Below are 20,932 nucleotides of genomic sequence, written 5' to 3'. Positions count from 1 at the left end.
ATAATAGCTATTATTTTTTGTTTTTGTAGTAGTTGTAATCACAATATTCAAGTGATTTTGGATCTACATAACTTAAGTGGTGACTAGAGAATGTCATACGACCAACTACACCAGGTTTAACAATTTCGTTGTACTTAGCTTCTGTTAGTTTAGGAGCAGTTTCTTGTACTTCTTTAACCCACTTGTCATATTTCTCTTTAGTTTTTGCTTCAACTTCGAACTCCATGTGTGTGAATCCTTCACCAGAGAAGTTCGCACTACGGCCTAGGTAAGAACCTGGCTTATCAGCTTGTAAATAAAGATCCATAATCATGCCATCCATTGTGTACTTCATACCACCAAGTTCTGGTACCCAGAAAGCATTCATTGGGCCGACAGAAGTCAGTTTGAATTGAATTGGTACACCAGCTGGGATGTTTAAATAGTTAACGGTTTCAATTTTTTCCTCTGGGTAACTGAATAACCATTTCCAGTTTGCAGATGTAACATAAATTTCAACTGGTTTAATATGTTTGGACTCTTTCGGAACCTCTTCCGAAGCATAAGTTGCTTTTACTGTTGGAATCGATAATGCGATAACGATAATAACAGGAACAAGCGTCCAAATAATTTCTAGTAATGTGTTACCGTGTTGTTCAGGTGGCTCATAGTCCATATTCTCTGGTTTTTCACGATAACGAATCAAGATGACTGTAAACAGAATGAATACAATTGCGATAATTAATGACATAAGCAAGAATGACCAAACAATTAAATCATACTGTGCTTTTGCAACAGGTCCTTGCGGATTTAATACTGCGAGTTTTTTATCACAGCCACCGAGGAACAGAAGTAATGATAACGGAAGAAGCGAAGCCAACTTCCAAAACGCTTTCTTTAGTTGCACGATTGAAAATCTCCTTTCTCCTTGGATTGAAACTATGCCAATAAAACAATATAAACCTATTAATTTATAGAAGGCAATAGTTTTTGATATATTGTTAAAAAATAGACACAAATGCACACTTTTTAAGGTGAATATCATTTGTAACTTGATTACATTGTAAACTATTTTCCAGAGAAAAACGTGATTGTGAAAATTTTAAGATAAATAAAGTTATACCAGGATATCCAAGAAATAGAAAAAAGCTATCTTATCATAAGAAAGATAGCTGAATATTTTGTATATTTAGTTTATTTCTTGTATGACAGTTCGTGGCTGTTCAAGTGTGACAATTTTTTTATATTTAACTTGATATAAAATGTAACAAATAATCATAAATGGAATGCCACAATAAAGAGCAATTCTTTGATCTGGAATGAAAGCCAAACTAACAAATGTAATGAAATTCAGCGAAAACGCTACGATTGGAACTAGTGGATAGAGCGGTGTACGATATTTTAAATCATTTATGTTGCCACCGTTTTTCACGAAATTTCTACGGAAGAAAAACTGTGAAGCGGCGATTGACATCCAAACGACAACGGCAGCCATTGCTGCAATAGATGTTAAAACTAGAAAGACAGTATCTGCCGCAAATACACTTGTTAGTAAGGACAGGCTAGCGAAAATTAGGCTGAAAATTAATGCATTTAGCGGTACACCTTTTTTAGTTAATTTCGTAAATGCTGGACTTGCCATTCCTTGTTTTGCCATCGCCCACAGCATACGAGAATTTGCGTAGAGACCAGAGTTAGCAACGGATAATACAGCTGTAATAATAACAAAGTTCATAATGTCTGCTGCATATGGGACACCGGCTACATCAAATACAAGTACAAAGGGACTTTCGACTAGATTAGCCTCTTGCCATGGGAGTAAACCTACAACAACTGATATCGCTAAGACGAAGAAGAAGAGAGTTCGCCAAATTGTGTTTTTAATTGCTTTTGGAATTGTTTTTTCAGGATTTTCACTTTCGCCTGAAGCGATTCCGATTAATTCTGTTCCTTGGAAGGAGTAATTTACTGTAATCATCGTAAGAAGAACAGCTAATGCACCATTTGGAAATAGCCCGCCATTTTCAGTGAAATTATGAAGCATTGGAGCTGGCTTTCCATTAAAGTCTAGTAGACCGAACATAACAGCGCCGCCAAGTACGATGAAAATAACAATTGTTGCGACTTTTACACTTGCGAACCAAAACTCTGCTTCTGCATATGCTTTTGCTGATAAAGCGTTTACGAGGAAGAGTGCTGCTGCAAATGTAACGCACCAAATCCAGGAAGAAACGTCTGGAAACCAGCGTTTCATTAAAATACTTACAGTTGTTAACTCTACGCCAACTGTAACAGCCCAATTTAACCAATACATCCAACCGACAACAAATCCAAAACCAGGTGAAATGAATTTGCTTGCATAACTTTGGAATGAACCTGCTTCTGGCATAGCGACGGATAATTCACCAAGACATAACATCGTTAAATACATAACAAATCCACCGACTAAAAATGCGAGAATAGCACCACCAGGTCCGGCATTATGGACAATTTGACCAGATCCCATAAATAACCCGGTTCCGATAACACCGCCGAGTGCAATCATAAATAGGTGTCTACTTTTCATTGTTCGTTTTAAATCTGTTTGTTCAATTTGTTGATTCATATGCCCCTCACCCCGTATTTTCTTGAATGTGTGAACTTCGTTTTATTCTGAGTTTTTAATCATTAGTGGGGGATGCAACACACACTCGGTTTATTTGCTATGAAATGAATGGAGTATGTAAAAAAACGAACTATGACTAAATACTCTAAGAATGTTTGTTAACATGGTGATATCTTCACTATGTTAACAATTTTGATTTTAGCAAAATATTCTGTAAATGTATATTTATTTTTCTTTTTATTAAAAATAATTAGAATTTTTATAATTAATTCTATGAGCGATAATTCACATGATCTTTCTAGCAAACTAGTAAGAAGAAGGGTACAATGATAAGAGGTGTATCTGTAAAATAATAATTAATGGAGTTTTGTTTATAATGAAAAAGTTAAAATATCTTTTTGTTTTTGGGATTATACTTGCTGCTGCATTTTTTATAGGAAAAGATAAAATCATGCAAAAGGCGCAAGTTCTACGCTTAGAGTTTCTATCTGAAATGAAAGAAGCAGCTATGATTGAAGATGTTCCGTTTATTAAACAATTACCAGAATTGCCCAGAGGGTGTGAAGTGACAAGTTTAGCTATGTTGCTGCAATATAAAGGTGTACAAGTAGATAAGATGCAACTTGCTAGTGAAATTCATCGTGTTCCATTTGAACAAAATGGTTTGCGTGGAAATCCTTACGAGGGATTTGTGGGAAATATTTATACAAAGGCAGAGCCTGGATATGGTGTATACAATAAACCAATCTTTGATTTAGCAGAAAAATATGTTCCTGAAAAAGTAATTAATTTAACAGGTAGAGACATGCAAGATATATATAAAGTAATTAGTTCTGGCTCTCCGGTATGGGTCATTATTAATACGACGTTTAAGCCGCTAGCTGAAAGTAGTTTTGAAACATGGAATACGAGTTCAGGCGAAGTGAAAATTACATATTATGAGCATAGTGCAGTAGTAATTGGATATGATCAAAACTTTGTATATGTAAATGATCCTCTTAAAAATAATCCACGTTTGGCTGTTCCGCGAACAGAATTTGAGAAAGCTTGGGAGCAAATGGGGAAACAAGCAATTACTATTTTATAATAATGAAAAAGTCATCTTTGGGATGGCTTTTTCTTTTTGGTTTGTTAACACTGAAAATTCAGAAGATTCTTTTAAAAGTTAACGATTCACGTTATAATAACATTTAACTTGGTGAAGAAGGGGAGAAGAGAAATGGATGTTGCAAAGGAACTTGTTTTGTCAAAAAATCAGTTAGTTGAGTGGAGAAGGCATTTTCATAAGTATCCAGAGTTATCTTTTCAAGAAGAGAAAACATCGCAGTTTGTGTTCGATATACTTCGGAAATTCCCATATTTAGAAGTGTCACGGCCGACTAAATATAGTGTGATGGCAAAGCTAGTAGGTAAACATCCGGGCAAAACAGTTGCGATTCGAGCCGATATGGATGCTCTTCCTATTCATGAAGAAAATGAGTTTGATTTTATTTCTACATATAAAGGTGTAATGCATGCATGTGGTCATGATGGACATATAGCGATATTACTTGGGGTTGTACATAAGTTGGTAGAAGAAAGAGAGAAGATTAAAGGGGAGATTCGTTTTCTATTCCAACATGCTGAAGAGAATTTTCCTGGTGGTGCAGAGGAGATGGTTGCTGCAGGTGTAATGGAAGGTGTGGATTATATTATTGGTGCTCACCTTTGGGCGTCGTTAGAGGTTGGGAAAATAGGTGTTATTTATGGTCCTGCAATGGCTGCACCGGATGTTTTTAAAATTAAGATAGAGGGAAAAGGTGGACATGCTGGAATCCCTCATGAAACGGTGGATAGTATTGCAATCGGAACACAAGTCGTTTCGCAACTTCAGCAAATTGTATCTCGCCTCACGAATCCATTAGATTCTCTCGTAATATCTGTTACGCAATTTCATGCTGGGACAACTCATAATGTAATACCAGAGCAAGCTGAGATTGAAGGGACAGTAAGAAGTTTAAGACATGAATTACGAGGTGAAACAGAGAAGAAGATTGAGCGGATTGTGAAGCATATTACGGAATCTTACGGAGCGAAATATACATTTTCATATGAATATGGATATCGACCAGTTGTAAATGATTATGAAGCTACAGAGCTTATTGAACAAACGGCATTACAACTTTATGGAAGGGATAGAGTTGTTCGTTTACAGCCGACGATGGCTGGAGAAGATTTTTCAGCGTTTTTACAAAAGGCACCGGGGACATTCTTTTTTATCGGAGCGGGAAATAAAGAGAAAGGTATTATATATCCTCACCATCACCCTCGTTTTACGATTGACGAAGATGCATTACCGATTGGAGTGGAAGTCTTTGTATCAGCCATTATGAACTTTATAAGTAAAGGAGAATGAGATGAAGAAAATACACATTCTAGCGCTTATCCCAGTTCTTTGTTTAGTAGTTGGGCCAATATTTGCGAATTCAGTTACTCCTTACGTATTAGGGATGCCATTTTTATTATTTTGGGTATTATTATCAGTGTTTATTACATCTTTTTGTATGGGGCTTGTGTACGTGTTTGATCCTGCTAATAAGGAGGATGTAAAATGACTGCATTACTTATCATTATTTTATTTTTGTTTCTCGCACTATTTTTAGGGATTCGGGCACAACATGGAAAAGATATGAATTTAGAACAATGGTCAGTTGGAGGAAGAGGATTTGGCACTATTTTTGTTTTTCTCCTTATGGCAGGTGAAATTTATACGACGTTTACATTTTTAGGGGGAAGCGGCTGGGCGTATAGTAAAGGAGCACCTACCTTTTATATTTTGGGATATGGTGCTTTAGCTTATCTTTTATCGTATTTTTTATTGCCACCCATTTGGAAGTATGCGAAAGAGCATAACCTTGTTTCACAGTCAGATTTTTTTGCGAAGAAATATAGAAGTAAAGCGCTTGGACTTATTGTTTCGATTGTTGGTGTTGTTTCCATCATCCCATATCTTGTTTTACAGTTAAAAGGACTGGGAATTATCGTTTCAGAAGCTTCTTACGGAAGGGTGTCACCTGTTGTTGCAGTATGGATCGGTGCTATTGTTATAACTATATATGTAATGGTTTCAGGTATACATGGTTCGGCTTGGACGGCTGCTTTGAAGGATATTATGATACTGTTTATCGTTATGTTTTTAGGTATATATTTGCCGTATCATTATTATGGAGGATTTCAGCCGATGTTTGAGGCTGTAGAGGCAGCGAAACCGGGATTTTTATCTTTACCTGAAGAAGGAATGAGTATTTCTTGGTTTGTTTCTACTATTATATTAACGGCCCTCGGTTTTTATATGTGGCCTCATACATTTGCTTCTGCTTTTTCTGCAAAAAATGAAAAAGTATTTCGTAAAAATGCAGCAATTATGCCATTGTATTCTTTAGTTTTACTTTTCGTATTTTTTGCAGGATTTGCTGCTATATTGCAAGTTCCTGGGTTAAAGGGAGCGGATGTAGATCTTTCGTTATTCCGTCTTGCTTTACAAACTTTTGATCCTTGGTTTATTGGAATTATTGGTAGTGCGGGAGTATTAACGGCATTAGTTCCAGGGTCTATGCTTGTTATGGCGGCTTCTACACTGTTAGCAAAAAATATTTACCGAACGATAGTCCCGTCTGCTTCAGATAGACAAGTTGCTAAGATGGCAAAATTATTTGTGCCTGTAGTAACGCTCGTGGCAGTTTTATTTACATTTAAAGGAGGAGAAACAATAGGAGCACTTCTATTAATGGGATACAGTATCGTTACACAACTTTTCCCTGCACTTGTATGTAGCTTGTTTCCACGTCAAATTATTACGAAGCAAGGGGCGATTGCAGGAATGGGAGTTGGGCTATTAGTGGTCGCATATATTACCTTATCTGGTTCAACTATAGCCACGATGTTTCCGAGTTTCCCGCAGTATATAAAAGATTTGAATGTAGGTATAGTCGCATTGTTAATTAATATAATTGTGATGTTTGTAGTTAGTGGATTTACAAAAGGTGTATTTATAAAGAAAAACACTATAATAGTAGAAAAGTAATTCGTTTATCCTGCATTAACGGGCAGTAAGACCCCCACCTCAAAATTCAGCGGAAGCAAAGAAGTTAGGTGGGGATTAAACTGTCCGTAAAAGCCCGATTGGTGAGGGTTGATTAAAGTTTTACTTTATTAGAGCTATCTTTGAAAAGAGATAGCTCTTTTTTTGTATATATTTCCTTCTATTAGCGGAATCTAACTAAAAACTTGTTGAAAAGGAAGCTAGGTGGGGAAATTGTTAGAGCTTGAAGGTAACTTATTTGAAGTTATGAAAGAAATTAGGGATGAGTTAGGTTCACCTAATGATTTAACAATTAGAGAAGTTGCTCTTGCTGGGAGTTTTACACGTTGTGCGGTTGTGTTTTTATGTGGATTGACAGATAAGGATAATGTTTATAAATATGTCATTCGCACACTGCAATACGAAGAAATTATAAATGAGGAAGCTGTTGTTCAAACGTTATTGGATCGTTTTATTTCTATCGCAGAAGTGGGTGTAAAAACGAAGTTTCCAGATATTATGAATGCGATATTAGCGGGAGATACAGTTATATTAATTGATAATATTCAAACCGCTATCGTTATTAATAGTAGGGCCTGGGAGAAGCGAAGTTTAGAACCACCAGTGACAGAAGATTTAATACGCGGACCGAGAGTTGGATTAAATGAAGATATTAATGTGAATAAAATGTTAATCCGACGCAGTTTACGCGATCCAAAGTTGAGGTTCCAATCTTATATTATGGGGAAGCGATCGCAGAAAGAAGTAACCCTAGTATATATAGAAGATATTATTAATCCTCACATTGTAAAAGAGTTAGATCGCCGTCTTCAATCAATAGTGACAGATGTCGTTTTGGAAACAGGTACGATTGAACAATTAATTCAGGATAATAATTTATCCCCATTTCCACAGTTTTTGAATACAGAGAGGCCTGATAATATTATAGCCTCATTAGCGAAAGGGAAGGCGGCCATTTTAGTAGACGGATCCCCGTTTGCTCTTATTGCACCACTTGTGTTTGTTGATATTTTTCAATCTGTAGAAGATCATTACGAGCGCTGGGTGATTGGAACGTTATTAAGATTTTTACGTATGGGTTCAGGCATAATTGCGGTTTTGTTACCAGCTATGTATGTAGCACTTGTATCTTATCATCAAGGACTTATTCCTTCTAAACTGGCTTATTCAATTGCAGGTGCGAGGGAAGGTGTTCCGTTTCCTGCATATATTGAAACGTTAATGATGGCCTTGACTATGGAATTAATACGAGAAGCTGGAATCCGATTGCCGAAACCGATGGGACAAACGATAGGGATTGTAGGAGGTCTTGTAATTGGAGAAGCTGCGGTAAATGCAGGGATTGTAAATCCGTTTTTAGTTATTATTATTGCAGTTACTGCGATTGCTACGTTTTCGCTTCCTGTATATAGTATTACGATTACGTTCCGAATTTTACTTTTCGTCTTTGTATTAGCTGCAACGGCTTTTGGGCTGTATGGGATCATTCTAGCTCTGATCGCACTTGCTATTCATATTACAAATTTAACAAGTGTTGGTATACCGTATACAACTCCAATTGCTCCTGCATTTTATAAAGATTGGAAAGAAGAATTTATTCGCATGCCAAAATCGATGTTGAAAGATAGACCAGAGTACTTACAAACAAAAGATTCTACAATACGTCCAAAGGAGCGAAAATAAGTGAAACCATTTGAGTATGGCGATGAAGAGATTGGATCTCGTGAAATTGGGTTTGCGGTATCATCGACCATTATTGGTATAGGGGCATTGTCTATGCCAAGAGATATTGCTAACCAAACTTTATTTTCGGACGGTTGGATTATCTTGCTTTTGGGTGGATTGATCTGCGCAGTTTTAGGTTGGTTTGTGACGAGAGTGGCTATCTTATTTCCAAAACAAAATTTTGTTCAATATACGAGTGCGCATTTGACGAAGCCTGTTGCATACACAATTAGTAGTATTTTAGTATTAACTTTTGCTGCTTTGACAGCATATGAATCGCGAATGATTTCAGTTATTTCTCAAACGTATTTATTTAGTGATACACCAATACAACTACTGTCTTTCTTCTTCTTATTAGTTGTTATTTATGGAATAGCAGGATCAAGAGCAGCCTTATTAAGGTTAAATGTTTTATTCTTACCTATTGTTTTAATTGCGATAGTACTTCTTTCTTTATTGAATATAAATTTAATGGAAATAAATAATTTACTACCAGCTTTTCAAACGAAAGTAAGTCAATATGCTGTTGGAGTTAAAAATTCTATTTTTACGTTTATTGGATTTGAAGTAGCGTTATTTTATGCGGTTTTGCTGAATGATAAGACAGCGAAAAAAGCGCCAATGGCAGTCGCGAAAGCGGTGATGGTAAACGTGCTGTCATACATTTTAATTTATGTAACTTGTATTAGTGTTTTTACTTATATGACAACACGTGGATTGACATATCCAACAATTGAATTAGGGAAAGAAATTGAAATTGGTGGAGGATTTTTAGAAAGGTTTGATGCGATTTTTTTTACGACTTGGATTATTACTATTTATAACACTACAGCAATGTATTATGACGTCGCATCTTTATTGTTTTGTGCTATGTTTCCGAAAGTGAAGAAACAAATTTTTATTTTCGTAAGTGCCCCTATTATTTTTATGGTGAATATGATACCTAGTAGTTTGAATACTTTATCAAGTTATGGGACTTATTTAGCTTGGATAGATATGGGGTTTGTTTTGTTAGCTCCTTTGCTCGTTTTGATTGTATATAAAATAAAAAGAAGGAATGGTGGAAATGAAACACCTTCTTAAAATTATAATGGTTATGGCTTTAACTGGATTTATGAGTGGGTGTTCTGAGTTAGAAGAGATAGAAGAAAGAGGATTTGTAGTAGGAGCGGCTTACGATATTGTGAAGGAGAAGAAAGCGAATCCAATTATGAAAGGGACCTATCAGATGGTACTCCCCAGTAAATTGTCTCAACAGGGTGGACAAGGGGGTGGGGATAGCGAAAATTATATTAATGTTAGTGCAAAAGCAGATAGTGTATTTGAACAAATAAGAATAATCGCCAAAAAAATTAGTCGTACATTATTTTTCCCTCATATACAGGTGATTATTTTCTCTGAAGAATTACTTTCACATCCATACATTTTACAAAATACGTTAGATGTATATATTCGCGATCATGAGATGAGAAGAAATATTCGTTTGTTCGTTTCTAATAAAAATGCCGAAGCTATTTTAAAACAAAGTGCCAAACCTGAAAATTTACCGGCGCAGTATATTGATATGTTAGCTGAACACCCTCCGAAAAATGCCCAAATGATTGAGGCTGCAAGAATTGGTGAGGTGCAGGAAAAGATGATCTCTAACCGAAGTTTTGTATTACCTATTCTGGAACTAACAAAACAAGGAGTACAAATGAACGGTGCAGCATTGTTTCGTGGAAAGGATAATAAGTGTGTAGGCAATTTGAGTGGGGAAGAAACAGTAGGGATGAATTATATAATAGGTAAAAAAATTGGAGGTTTTTTTACCATCCGTAAAAAGAATCAACTTATTACATATGAAATTCATAAGTTACGTCGAAAAATTAAAGTATCCACAACGAATGCTACAAAACCGAAATTTAATATTCATTTATTTCTGGAAGGTACAATAGCTGAGTTGCACTTTAGTGATCATAAAAAGGTTTTGAATGAAAAGCGTTTAGAGAAGGATATATCGGAAGAAATGGAGGAGCGTATTCAAAAATCGATTAAGCTTGTTCAAAAAAAATATAAGGTAGATGTATTAGAGTTAGGGGAAGTGTATAAGCGACATAATTATAAAGAATGGACAAAAATAAGTAAGAATTGGGATCAAGGCGAAAATTACTTTAGTAATGCTGAAATTACTGTTCATGTTCATCCAACAATTGAACATTCAGGTTCAGCTTTACCGAAAAGAGTGAAATAAGGTGATGAAAGTTGTTTACTGGATTAGGAATTAGTTGCACGATATTAATGGCAGTTCTTCCAGGAACTATATATTTTATTCATAAAAAACTCACAACGTATGGAGCACAGCCGTGGAATACTGATGTGCAAAAAAAGAAACCTGAATAATTTCAGGTTTCTTTCGTGCAAAGCATATGTGAAGGGGGATACCTTCTATGTATGCTTTGCTTTATACAAGCCCTAACCAATGTACCAATTGTGTAGAGAGGAATGTAACAACAATGGCGATAACGGTAGGGATTGCAAACGATAAGAATGTCCATTTTGCACTTTTTGTTTCTTTGTATATGTTAACTAGTGTTGTTCCGCACGGGAAATGAAGAAGTGAGAACAACATTGTGTTTAACGCTGTTAACCAAGTCCAACCATTTTCTAGGAATAGATTTTTAATTTGATTAAAATCATCTATTTCAGTTAAGGCCCCAGTTGATAAGTAAGACATTAATAAAATTGGGATTACAATTTCATTAGCGGGTAGTCCAAGAATGAATGCAGCTAGAATAAAGCCGTCAAGTCCTAACATTTTAGCGAATGGATCTAGGAAATTTACAAAATACATAAGTAAGCTTGTGTCACCGATAAAAATGTTAGCAAGTAACCAAGTTAATGCAGCTGCAGGGGCAGCAACAACTATAGCTCGTTTTAAAACGTAGATTGATTTATCGAGTGTTGCGCGAACAATTGTATTCCAAACTTTTGGCTTGCGGTACGGAGGTAACTCAAGTGTGTAGTGAGTTGGAACCCCTTTTAAGGCTGTTTTTGATAGTACCCAAGAAACAGTTAATGTCATAATAACACCAATTACAACCATTCCAACTACAACGCCAGCAGTAATCAATGTTTGCATACTGCCTGTATAACCAGCAGCCATAAATAGTGAAGCCATTAAAATTAACATAGGCCAGCGACCGTTACAAGGAACGAAGTTATTCGTTAAAATTGCTAGCATACGTTCACGTGGTGATTCAATGATACGTGTTGACATAATGGCTGCTGCATTGCAACCAAATCCCATTGCCATTGTTAAAGATTGTTTCCCGTGTGCGCCGGATCGTTTGAATAAGCGGTCCATATTAAACGCGACACGTGGTAAGTATCCGTAGTTTTCTAATAGCGCGAACATAGGGAAAAAGATTGCCATAGGTGGTAACATAACGCTAATAACAGCACCGATACCACGGAACAAACCAAGTATTAAAATGCCATGTAACCATTCAGGTGCATGCGCAGCTTGGAACCAAGATGTTAAATATCCTTCGGCCCATCCGAAGAATTCGGCAATCATATCAGATGGTACGTTAGCGCCTGCAATTGTAAGATAAAAAATAATAGATAAAATACCGAGCATAATTGGGAATCCCCAGATTGGAGATGTGAAAATTTTATCTAGTTTTTCGGAACGATATAATTTATCAGTATTTGTATATTGGACGGATTCTTTACATATGCTTGCAGATGTTCGGTAAATATCTCCGACTATATCATCTCGTATATCTTCTTTTGAAAGTGTTTGTGCATGTTGAATAATATAGTCTAATGGAAGAGCTTTACTGGCTGAGTGAGATTCCATTAATTACGACCTCCCTTACAAGTGGTTCATTATGGTGTTTTTGAAGTGTAGTTAAGAAATTTTTATCTCCATCTAATATACGTAACGCAATCCAACGTGCTGGATACGTATCACCGAACACTTTATAAATTTGTGGTTCTAATTCCTGAATCATATTTTCGATTTTTTCGCTGTAAGTAATTTTAATTGGTGCTGGAATTAGTTTTTTATTTGCTACTTTTGCAATAACATTTAGCAAATGACCAATACCTACTCGGTTACGTGCTGAAATTTTAACGACAGGTACACCAAGTGATTTTGCTAATTTCTTTTCATCGATAACAATCCCTTTTTTCTCGGCTTCATCAATTAAGTTAATGCAAATGACTACATTATTTGTCATCTCCATCACCTGGAGTGCTAAATTTAAATTTCTTTCCATAGCAGTTGCGTCTATAACAACTACAGTTACTTCTGGTTTTTCAAATATAATATAATCCCTCGCTACTTCTTCGTCTGCGGAATTTGAGTATAGTGAGTAAGTTCCAGGTAAATCTATTAATGTATAATTACTTCCGTTATGTTCATATTCTCCTTCAGCTTTTAAAACAGTTTTTCCCGTCCAGTTTCCAGTATGTTGTTTTAAGCCTGTTAAAGTATTAAATAATGTACTTTTCCCTGTATTCGGGTTACCAGCTAAAGCGATACGATGTTTGCTCATCTGAAATCATCTCCTATTAATACCCCGAAAATAAGGGAGCTTTCTTCTTTGCGCAGTGCAATAGTTGTGTTGCTCACTTGATAAGCGACCGGATCTCCAAGTGGACTGCGTTGCAATACTTTAATCGTCGCCCCTGGGATAAATCCCAAATCTAATAAACGTCGTTTCATAGTTCCTTCTAATTGTATCTTCTCAATTTGTACAAACTCTCCTATTTTAAATTCGGAAAGTGGTTTTATATTAGCCGATACCATAAAAGTTACCTCATCTCTATATTTTTAGTTTGAGTTTAAAAAGTTTCCTAAGGTAAACTTTTTGTTAGTAATATAGTAGACTACATTGGATTATGTTGTCAATTAGTACTTTAAAAATATTCATTTATTTTTAGAATTGTTCCAATTTATTTAGTTGTACTAAAAAATATTACTGAAATTATTTTTAATGTGCATAAATTAGGTGTATAAAAATTACAAAATACAGCGGAATTGTAAATGTAACTTTAACGAAAAGGGAAAAAGAGAGAAAAACATTTACATTGAATTTACATTGTTAAGAATATATTTACATTGCGGCGTAGTTAGTGTGGTTTTTGTTGGATTATTTAACTATAAATGTTGGGATTTCTAGCTTTTAAAGATTATTATCGCCATTTACTTAAAATTAAAAATTGCTTAACACTCACATAATATTGTTGTCCTACAATGAATTTGTGTTCGAAAGAAAATGAATTCGAAAAGTGATAATCCAAATGGGGGTACAAGACATGGTTATGAAAAAAGGTATTAAATTTTCTTTAGCAGCTTTAGTGGTAGCAGGAGCATTAGTTGGTTGTGGGAAAGCAGAAGATACAACTAGTAAAGACACTGCTAAAGGAAGCGATAATACAAAACAAGAATTATCAGGTACGATTGCAGCGGCTGGTTCTACAGCTCTTCTACCTCTTGCGGAGGAAGCTGGAAAGAAATTCATGGAGAAAAATTCAAAAGTTTCTATTCAAGTTCAAGGTGGCGGTAGTGGAACTGGGATTAACCAAGTAGCATCTGGTGCAGTACAAATTGGTAATTCAGATGTTCCATCCGGAGATAAAATAAAAGATGCTGAAAAGGCGAAAGAATTAGTAGATAACAAGGTAGCGGGTATTGCATTCGCTCTTGTCGTAAATAAAGATGTAAAAGTTGATAACTTAACAATGCAACAAGTACAAGATATCTTCACTGGAAAAGTAACAAATTGGAAAGAAGTTGGCGGAAAAGATGAAAAAATCAATGTAATTAATCGTCCAGCTTCATCTGGTACACGTGCTACATTTGAAAAAACGATTATGAAAGACGCGAAAATTAATGATGGAACTGGTACAACACAAGATTCTAACGGTGCAGTAGAGCAAGCGATTAACTCTACTCCTGGTTCGGTGAGCTATTTAGCAATGTCTTATATGGTGGGCGAGAAAAAAGGCGCACTACAAACAGTGAAAATTGATGGTGCTGAACCGAAAGTTGAAAACATCGCGTCTGGTAAATATCCATTCTGGTCTTACGAATATATGGTAACAAAAGGTGAAGTGAAGGAAGCGACGAAAGCTTACATCGATTATGTAAAAGGTAAAGATTTTGAAAAGCAAGTAGAAGATATGGGCTACATTCCAATGTCTAAATTAAATAAGTAATAAAATTTTATGGGGCTGGCTGCAAGGCCAGTCCTGTTCATTTCAATCTGTGAAGTGGGGTCTGTCCTGTGATGAAGGGGAAAAAACAAATTAATTACGTGAAAAGTGAATATATAGGAAGATCACTTGTTACGTTTTGTGGTATTTTTATAGTTTTAATTACATTAGCTATTATTGCGTTTATTTGTGGGAAAGGTATTCAATCTTTTACACAAAGTGGTATCTCATTTACTGAGATGTTAACATCGACAAAATGGAATCCAAATGCTGATCAAGGATCCTTCGGGGCTTTAATTTTCATTGTAGGTTCAACGGTGGTTTCGTTAGGTGCGGTTATTATTAGTGCACCAATTGCTATAGCTCTTGCTATATTCATGAATTTAATTTCGCCAAAGTTTGGAAATAAAGTATTGAAGCCTGTTCTAGAATTGTTAGTTGGTATTCCTTCGGTTGTATACGGATTATTAGGGGTTACGATTTTAGTACCGCTATTACGTGATTCGTTTGGGGGAGTAGGCTTTAGTTTAATTGCAGGTATTGTTGTATTAAGTATTATGATTTTACCTACTATTGCTAGTATCGCTTCTGATGCAATACGTTCTGTTCCATTTGATTATTTAGAAGCTTCTTATGGTCTAGGATCAACGAAATGGCAAGCGATTAGCCGAGTGATTGTTCCTGCTGCGAAAAAAGGGATTTTAACAGGTGTTGTTTTAGGCTTAGCGCGTGCTTTCGGTGAAGCGTTAGCGGTTCAAATGGTAATCGGGAATACGATTAAATTACCAGAAGGAATATATAGTCCGACAGCGACGTTAACTGGTATTTTAACAATGGACATGACGAATACATTGAACGGAACTGCTTGGAACAATGCGCTATGGACTTTAGCGATGATTTTACTTGTTATTTCATTCCTGTTTATTTTAGTGATTCGAGCGATTGGGCAAAGAGGTGAGCGATAATAATGAATGCAAGAACGGTAAATAAAGTTTGGACAGGTATCTTTTATGCGGTTGCGGCTTTAGTTGTAGCTTTGCTAGTGTTCTTAGTATTTGAGATTTTACAAAAGGGATGGGGATTTTGGGATCCTAATTTCTTGTTTGGAGAACCAAGCAATACAAGAGCTGGTGGTGGGATTGGTCCGCAGTTATTCAATTCATTCTACATGCTTGTTATAACGCTTATTATATCTATTCCTCTTGGATTAGGTGCTGGAATATATTTAGCAGAGTACGCAAAACAAGGACGTTTTTTAAATTTTGTTCGTCTATGTATAGAGACGATGGCGTCTTTACCTTCTATTGTTGTTGGTTTATTTGGTTTGTTAGTGTTCGTTACAATGACAGGTTGGGGATACACAGTAATGGGTGGTGCTCTTGCTTTAACTATTTTAAATTTACCAGGTTTAACGCGTGTTTGTGAAAATGCGATTTCAGAAGTTCCTCAGAATGTAAAAGAGGCAAGTCTTGGATTAGGTGCAACGAAGTGGCAAACAATCGCTCGTATTATTATCCCATCGTCATTACCACAAATTATTACAGGGATTATTTTAGCGGCGGGTCGTATATTTGGGGAAGCGGCAGCATTAATTTACACAGCGGGTTTAACATCCCCGATTTTAAATTCAGCAGCGGATTTCTCAAGTCCTGCGCATCCTTTAAATCCGTTTAGACCAGCTGAAACATTAGCGGTTCACATTTGGAAATTAAATTCTGAAGGAGTTATTCCAGATGCGAAGTTGATTGCGACAAAATCTGCAGCTGTATTAATTATTATGGTATTACTATTCAATGTTATTTCACGCTTGATAGCATCTATATTACACAAGCGCTTTACAGGAACGAAAAGAAAAAGTAAAACAACGAAAAAGGTAAAAGCGGCATAAATTATAAAGAAGAACTCTCTATTTATAAGTAGGGGGTTCTTTTGTATTTTAATATAGAAGGAATGGATGTAATGATTGTTGAATTTTTGATTAATTATAAAGAAGAACAGATATAATTTAGAGAGGGGTTTTAATTTGTTTTTTCTGCAAATGTCAGGTTTTCCTGGGTCAGGAAAATCGACAGTTTCTAAGTATATAGCGAAATTAACAGGTGCTGTAATTATAGATCATGATGTTTTGAAATCCGCGTTGTTAAAATCGTTAAAAGTAAAAGGAATTGAATCAACGATTGTTGGTGGGCTTGCGTATGATGCCGAATGGGTATTGATTGATTCTTATTTAGAACAAGGGCATAGTGTTATATTGGATAGTCCGTGTTTATATGAGGGAATGGTTGAAAAAGGGATTGAACTATCAAATAAACATGGTGTGAAATATAAATATATTGAGTGTTATCTTAATGATATGGAAGAGATTAATAGGAGACTGCAAACACGTAAGCGTATGATCAGTCAAATTGAAAAGGTGGAGTCGGAAGTAGGTTTTAAAAAGTGGTTAAATGGTAGTAAAAGACCTTCAAATAATGAATACCTTATTGTGGATTCTAGTAAACCTATAGAGCAATATGTGGAAAAAATGATGGATTATATGACTAAATAGAGAGAAGGCGTTATCTTCATTTGTGAAGATAACGCCTTTTGTTTTTAAATATCAGGTGTTTCTGTAGAAGTGCTTATTTTCCTACGGGAGCGTCTTTTTTTCCCGATTTTATCTAATAGTTCATACATAACTGGAACGACTACTAATGTAAGAGCAGTTGAGACTGCCAAACCGCCGATGACAACGACGGCTAAACTTTTTGATACCATACTTCCTGCTTGGGATTGGCCAAATAGGAGTGGGAGCATAGCAACGATTGTTGTAATAGCTGTCATAATAATTGGGCGTAGTCTAGTAGAACCTGCTTCAAGTAAGGCTTCTCTAGTTTCCATTCCATGTTCCCGATTTTGTTGGACTCTTTCTATTAATACAATAGCGTTTGTAACAACAATCCCGATTAACATTAATGCGCCGATCAAGGAATTTACATCAACAGGTGTTCGTGAAATGATTAATCCTAAAATACCACCGACAGCAGCTAATGGTAAGGAGAATAGGATTGCAAAAGGAGCACGTGCTTGCCCGAAGGTGATAACCATAATTAAATATACAATCCCGATTGCAATCCCCATAATTTTGAATAAATCTGTAAAATTCTCTTGCATAGATTCAGTAGCTCCTGCGATATTTACTTTTGCACCACCAGGTAAATCTAAGTCAGTCATCGCTTTATTTACTGCTGTGTTTACTTTACTCAAATCTTCATTTGAAGCTTCGGCTGTAATTTGGATTGTTTCTTTTCCGTCTTTATGGAAAATTTCTGTTTGTGTTTGTTTTTCTGAAATAGTTGCGATGTCTTTTAAAGGTATTGGTCCATTAATAGGTGATAGTATGTTTGTATTTAAAATATCTTCTTGTTTATTAATGTTTTCTTTTTTGTGTTCTATCATAATAGTAGCTTTTTCATTATTAATTGTAATTTCGCCAATAGGTGATTTCTTCATAAGGAATGCTACTTGTTGCGCAGCTATTTCTGGTGTTAAACCTAGTTGTTCAGCCTTTGTTTGATCAATATGAATTTGCCATTCTTTCTTAGAATCTTCTAAATTTGTTTTTACTTTAGAAAGATCATCCATGCTTTTTAGTTTTGTTTCAACGATAGTAGCCGCCTCTTTTAAATCCGCTTCGTTAGTAGCTGTTACGTTAAATTGTAAGTTATTGCCGCCGCCAGAGCTTGAATAACTTGTTTTTATATAATCAAGTTCAGCAGGCTCAAAAGTTTTATGTTCCTTTTTTAACTCTTTAATATATTGATCAATATCAGAACCTTTTTTAAAGACTACGAATATACTAGCGAGGTTATTTTTAGTTGTTTGCCCCCATTGTGCATCTTCTGCGCTAGATCCCATTCGTAAAATAACGTCTGTTATATCTGAATTAGAAAGTAATTTCTTTTCAAAATCAAATGCTTTTTGTTTTTGAGATTCAGCATTATAATCGGCTGGAAATGTCATGTTAATAGATAACATTGTGTCGTCTTCAGATTTTATGTTTGCTTTCGGTAGTAATATATAAGCTGCAATTGATCCTACAAATAATAAAAATGCAGTAAGTAGAATAATGAATTTATGAGAAAGAGCCCACTTTAATGTAGCGACATATCGTGATGAAGAACTTGGCTTTCGATGCTTTGTTTTTTTGAGTAGTAAAAAAGCCATAAGTGGAACAACTGTTAGTGCAACGATTAAGGATGATAATATAGAATATACAACTGCTAATACCATAGGTAACATTAATTTTCCGATTGCTCCTGATACGAGGCCGATAGGTAAAAAAACAGCGACCGTTGTTAAAGTAGAAGAAGTAATTGCGACTGCGACTTCTTTCGTTGCATCGAGAATGATATCTTTAGAGAAAGAATCTTTTTGTAAACGGCGGAAAATATTCTCGATGACAACGATACTATCATCGACGAGACGTCCAACCGCAACAGCTAAACCACCGAGGGTTAAAATGTTAAGCGTAATGTTAGATTGATGTAGTAAAAAGAGTGTTAATAAAATGGATAATGGAATACTGACAACAGCGATGAGTGTTGTTCGGAAGTTACGTAAAAAGATTAAGATAATTAGAGTTGCAGCGATTGCTCCAAGTATTACTTCTTTTCCCATGCTAGTAACAGCATTTTCAACTTGTTCATGGGTTGAAGCCAAAAGTTTAATGGAAAATTGATCTTTATATTCCTTATCTATCTCTTTAACTTTTTTATCAATCTCTTTTCCAATGGCAACTGCATTTTTACTCGGTTCTTTCATGATGATTAATCCTGTGCCTTCTTCTCCGTTTATATGTGAGATTGTATCGTAGTGTTGTTTGATTTCAATTTGAGCAATGTCTTGCAATTTCACTTGGGGTGCCACAGTGATGTTTTTAATGTCATTTACATTTTTTATGTCCCCAATGACGCGGAGGTTGTATTCTTCCTGATTAACAGTAATTGCCCCAGCTGGAGTAGAAGTTTCTTTTCCTTGTAAAACAGTTAGTACCTGCTGTGATGTTACGTTTTTGTTTTTTAATTGGTTCGGATCAAGTACGATAGATAATTCAGAGGTGGATTTTCCGAAAAACATAACGTTGGCAACACCATCAATGTTTTCGAGTTGTGGTACGATTTCTTTTTCAATTTGTTTTTCATCTGCTTTTGAAAAACCGTTTTGTTTCTGGATAGTAATTTGGGCGAGTGGAATCATAGAAGTGTTTAATTGACTAACTACGGGCTTGGTTACATCTTTAGGTAATTTAATTGTATTGACGGCTTTTTCGACTTCGCGTGCTGCATCTTTCATGTTTGCTTTTGATGTATACGCAATGTCGATACGTGATAATCCCTCGTATGTAGAAGAAGTAATGGTGTCGACGTGTTCTAAATTGCGAAATTGTTTTTCGAGAGGATCAGTTACATCCTTTGTCATCGTTTCAGCGTCGAGTCCTTGAGATAAGGTTGTGACGGTAATTGCTGGATTGTCGATACTCGGTAAAAATTCCATAGGTAATTTAGAGCCGGAATAAACACCGAGTATGGAAATGAGAAAAATCATGATGATAATGGCAGCTCGGTTTTTTAATGAAAACTTTGTTAACCTATCCATAAAATAATTCCTCCATTGGTTTATTTATAGTTGAGTGCGTCCTTTCTTACTATATAACAAAAAATGGATATTTTTCATTAATTAAATGTAAAAAAATTCTAACAATATCCTTAAGTTTGTATTAGGATTGGAATGTTGTTAATTTGTAGGGGGTAAATTTTTGAATGAGAAGGAAGGGGATAATGCGCGCGAGTGGCTGTTTAATGTAGACGGGATTTTTTCTTAAGGCTAATTTGTATAGTTATTTTATAGAAGGATAATGATTATAAGCTTTAATATAGAAGAGAATGAAAATTTGGGAAGGCATTGTGAAATACAATTTGGTTGAACGGAGTGTATTAGCATACAATTAGAATAACTATTTTCAGTAGTAAGGATAATAGTTATTTCTATAGAAGAAAGTAGGGTAGATAATTTTTTTATATTTTTATAAAAAAAACACTTGTTATTTAAAAAGTGTGATGGTATATTAATAAACGTCGCTGATGCGGAAACGCAGAAAACGACAAAAAAGAAATTTTAAAACTTAGTTGACATCGAAAAATTAAGATGTTAATATGATGAAGTCGCTTCTGAAGCGGCGGACAAGTTCTTTGAAAACTGAACGAAACAAACAACGTGAAACGTCAATTTTTATTTTAGATGCTAGACAAACTAACTTTATTGGAGAGTTTGATCCTGGCTCAGGATGAACGCTG

18 protein-coding genes are annotated in these 20,932 nt (G+C 35.5%); 12 read left to right on the top strand and 6 right to left on the bottom strand.

The features are described from left to right. Positions 1-10: 10 nt before the first annotated feature. Positions 11-886, bottom strand: a complete 876-nt coding sequence (locus ACUN13_RS22890; protein WP_001176165.1) for a cytochrome aa3 quinol oxidase subunit II — start codon at positions 884-886, stop codon at positions 11-13. 282 nt (positions 887-1,168) lie between these two features. Then, positions 1,169-2,584 (bottom strand): amino acid permease, encoded by a 1,416-nt coding sequence (locus tag ACUN13_RS22885; protein WP_001075757.1) that lies wholly within the window; start codon positions 2,582-2,584, stop codon positions 1,169-1,171. Between the two features lie 376 nt (positions 2,585-2,960). Between ACUN13_RS22885 and ACUN13_RS22880 the strand changes: the two genes are divergently transcribed. The 8 genes from ACUN13_RS22880 (at position 2,961) to ACUN13_RS22845 (ending at position 10,772) form a co-directional block, all read left to right on the top strand. Further along, positions 2,961-3,671 (top strand): C39 family peptidase, encoded by a 711-nt coding sequence (locus ACUN13_RS22880; RefSeq protein ID WP_000734490.1) that lies wholly within the window; start codon positions 2,961-2,963, stop codon positions 3,669-3,671. 132 nt (positions 3,672-3,803) lie between these two features. Then, positions 3,804-4,979, top strand: a complete 1,176-nt coding sequence (locus ACUN13_RS22875; protein ID WP_000382128.1) for an amidohydrolase — start codon at positions 3,804-3,806, stop codon at positions 4,977-4,979. 1 nt (position 4,980) lies between these two features. Further along, a complete protein-coding gene (locus ACUN13_RS22870) occupies positions 4,981-5,178 on the top strand; it encodes a DUF3311 domain-containing protein (protein ID WP_000719833.1) in 198 nt (65 codons plus the stop codon). Beyond that, on the top strand, positions 5,175-6,647 hold the full coding sequence (locus ACUN13_RS22865) for a sodium:solute symporter family protein (protein WP_000125937.1): 1,473 nt from the start codon (positions 5,175-5,177) through the stop codon (positions 6,645-6,647). Before ACUN13_RS22870 ends, ACUN13_RS22865 begins: the two co-directional genes overlap by 4 nt. 222 nt (positions 6,648-6,869) lie before the next feature. Next, positions 6,870-8,348 (top strand): spore germination protein GerLA, encoded by a 1,479-nt coding sequence (gerLA, locus tag ACUN13_RS22860; protein WP_002023287.1) that lies wholly within the window; start codon positions 6,870-6,872, stop codon positions 8,346-8,348. Then, positions 8,349-9,473, top strand: a complete 1,125-nt coding sequence (gene gerLB / locus ACUN13_RS22855) for a spore germination protein GerLB (protein ID WP_000802009.1) — start codon at positions 8,349-8,351, stop codon at positions 9,471-9,473. Next, on the top strand, positions 9,457-10,623 hold the full coding sequence (gene gerLC, locus ACUN13_RS22850; protein ID WP_049107274.1) for a spore germination protein GerLC: 1,167 nt from the start codon (positions 9,457-9,459) through the stop codon (positions 10,621-10,623). The genes gerLB and gerLC overlap by 17 nt, the downstream gene beginning before the upstream one ends. An 11-nt stretch (positions 10,624-10,634) precedes the next feature. Then, positions 10,635-10,772 (top strand): hypothetical protein, encoded by a 138-nt coding sequence (locus ACUN13_RS22845; RefSeq protein ID WP_000493997.1) that lies wholly within the window; start codon positions 10,635-10,637, stop codon positions 10,770-10,772. 61 nt (positions 10,773-10,833) lie between these two features. Here ACUN13_RS22845 and ACUN13_RS22840 read toward each other — a convergent pair whose 3' ends face one another. From ACUN13_RS22840 to ACUN13_RS22830, 3 genes are read right to left on the bottom strand one after another with little or no spacing between them, the layout of a single operon-like run. Beyond that, positions 10,834-12,234, bottom strand: coding sequence for a nucleoside recognition domain-containing protein (locus ACUN13_RS22840; RefSeq protein WP_049107273.1), 1,401 nt, complete (start codon positions 12,232-12,234; stop codon positions 10,834-10,836). Continuing rightward, positions 12,212-12,934, bottom strand: a complete 723-nt coding sequence (locus ACUN13_RS22835; protein ID WP_065223112.1) for a FeoB small GTPase domain-containing protein — start codon at positions 12,932-12,934, stop codon at positions 12,212-12,214. Before ACUN13_RS22835 ends, ACUN13_RS22840 begins: the two co-directional genes overlap by 23 nt. Next, entirely contained in the window at positions 12,931-13,188 is a 258-nt protein-coding gene (locus ACUN13_RS22830) for a FeoA family protein (RefSeq protein WP_000252982.1), read from the bottom strand. The genes ACUN13_RS22835 and ACUN13_RS22830 overlap by 4 nt, the downstream gene beginning before the upstream one ends. A 509-nt stretch (positions 13,189-13,697) precedes the next feature. Between ACUN13_RS22830 and ACUN13_RS22825 the strand changes: the two genes are divergently transcribed. The 4 genes from ACUN13_RS22825 (at position 13,698) to ACUN13_RS22810 (ending at position 17,145) form a co-directional block, all read left to right on the top strand. Continuing rightward, complete coding sequence (locus ACUN13_RS22825; RefSeq protein WP_142292937.1) at positions 13,698-14,600, top strand: phosphate ABC transporter substrate-binding protein PstS family protein; 903 nt, start codon at positions 13,698-13,700, stop codon at positions 14,598-14,600. 71 nt (positions 14,601-14,671) lie between these two features. Beyond that, the gene (gene pstC, locus ACUN13_RS22820; RefSeq protein ID WP_000676676.1) at positions 14,672-15,562 is read left to right on the top strand and encodes a phosphate ABC transporter permease subunit PstC; all 891 of its coding nucleotides are present in this window, start codon (positions 14,672-14,674) and stop codon (positions 15,560-15,562) included. Between the two features lie 2 nt (positions 15,563-15,564). Beyond that, the gene (pstA, locus tag ACUN13_RS22815; RefSeq protein WP_000994141.1) at positions 15,565-16,485 is read left to right on the top strand and encodes a phosphate ABC transporter permease PstA; all 921 of its coding nucleotides are present in this window, start codon (positions 15,565-15,567) and stop codon (positions 16,483-16,485) included. 135 nt (positions 16,486-16,620) lie between these two features. Then, a complete protein-coding gene (locus ACUN13_RS22810) occupies positions 16,621-17,145 on the top strand; it encodes an AAA family ATPase (RefSeq protein WP_000465755.1) in 525 nt (174 codons plus the stop codon). Between the two features lie 44 nt (positions 17,146-17,189). Here the strand turns inward: ACUN13_RS22810 and ACUN13_RS22805 are convergent, their stop codons facing one another. Then, complete coding sequence (locus ACUN13_RS22805) at positions 17,190-20,234, bottom strand: efflux RND transporter permease subunit (RefSeq protein ID WP_088345294.1); 3,045 nt, start codon at positions 20,232-20,234, stop codon at positions 17,190-17,192. Between the last annotated feature and the right edge of the window lie 698 nt (positions 20,235-20,932).

It is taken from the genome of Bacillus cereus group sp. Bce041, assembly GCF_052646455.1.
The sequence above is the reverse complement of the archived record's forward strand: the minus strand, read 5'-3'. Positions and strand labels throughout refer to the sequence as shown.

Excerpts from the sequence above, each read along its gene's own strand:
- gerLC (WP_049107274.1), top strand. The coding sequence starts at position 9,457 with ATGAAACACCTTCTTAAAATTATAATGGTTATGGCTTTAACTGGATTT.
- ACUN13_RS22835 (WP_065223112.1), bottom strand. The coding sequence starts at position 12,934 with ATGAGCAAACATCGTATCGCTTTAGCTGGTAACCCGAATACAGGGAAA.
- ACUN13_RS22875 (WP_000382128.1), top strand. The coding sequence starts at position 3,804 with ATGGATGTTGCAAAGGAACTTGTTTTGTCAAAAAATCAGTTAGTTGAG.
- ACUN13_RS22840 (WP_049107273.1), bottom strand. The coding sequence starts at position 12,234 with ATGGAATCTCACTCAGCCAGTAAAGCTCTTCCATTAGACTATATTATT.
- ACUN13_RS22880 (WP_000734490.1), top strand. The coding sequence starts at position 2,961 with ATGAAAAAGTTAAAATATCTTTTTGTTTTTGGGATTATACTTGCTGCT.
- ACUN13_RS22805 (WP_088345294.1), bottom strand. The coding sequence starts at position 20,234 with ATGGATAGGTTAACAAAGTTTTCATTAAAAAACCGAGCTGCCATTATC.
- pstC (WP_000676676.1), top strand. The coding sequence starts at position 14,672 with ATGAAGGGGAAAAAACAAATTAATTACGTGAAAAGTGAATATATAGGA.
- ACUN13_RS22825 (WP_142292937.1), top strand. The coding sequence starts at position 13,698 with ATGGTTATGAAAAAAGGTATTAAATTTTCTTTAGCAGCTTTAGTGGTA.
- ACUN13_RS22830 (WP_000252982.1), bottom strand. The coding sequence starts at position 13,188 with ATGGTATCGGCTAATATAAAACCACTTTCCGAATTTAAAATAGGAGAG.
- ACUN13_RS22870 (WP_000719833.1), top strand. The coding sequence starts at position 4,981 with ATGAAGAAAATACACATTCTAGCGCTTATCCCAGTTCTTTGTTTAGTA.
- pstA (WP_000994141.1), top strand. The coding sequence starts at position 15,565 with ATGAATGCAAGAACGGTAAATAAAGTTTGGACAGGTATCTTTTATGCG.
- ACUN13_RS22885 (WP_001075757.1), bottom strand. The coding sequence starts at position 2,584 with ATGAATCAACAAATTGAACAAACAGATTTAAAACGAACAATGAAAAGT.
- ACUN13_RS22865 (WP_000125937.1), top strand. The coding sequence starts at position 5,175 with ATGACTGCATTACTTATCATTATTTTATTTTTGTTTCTCGCACTATTT.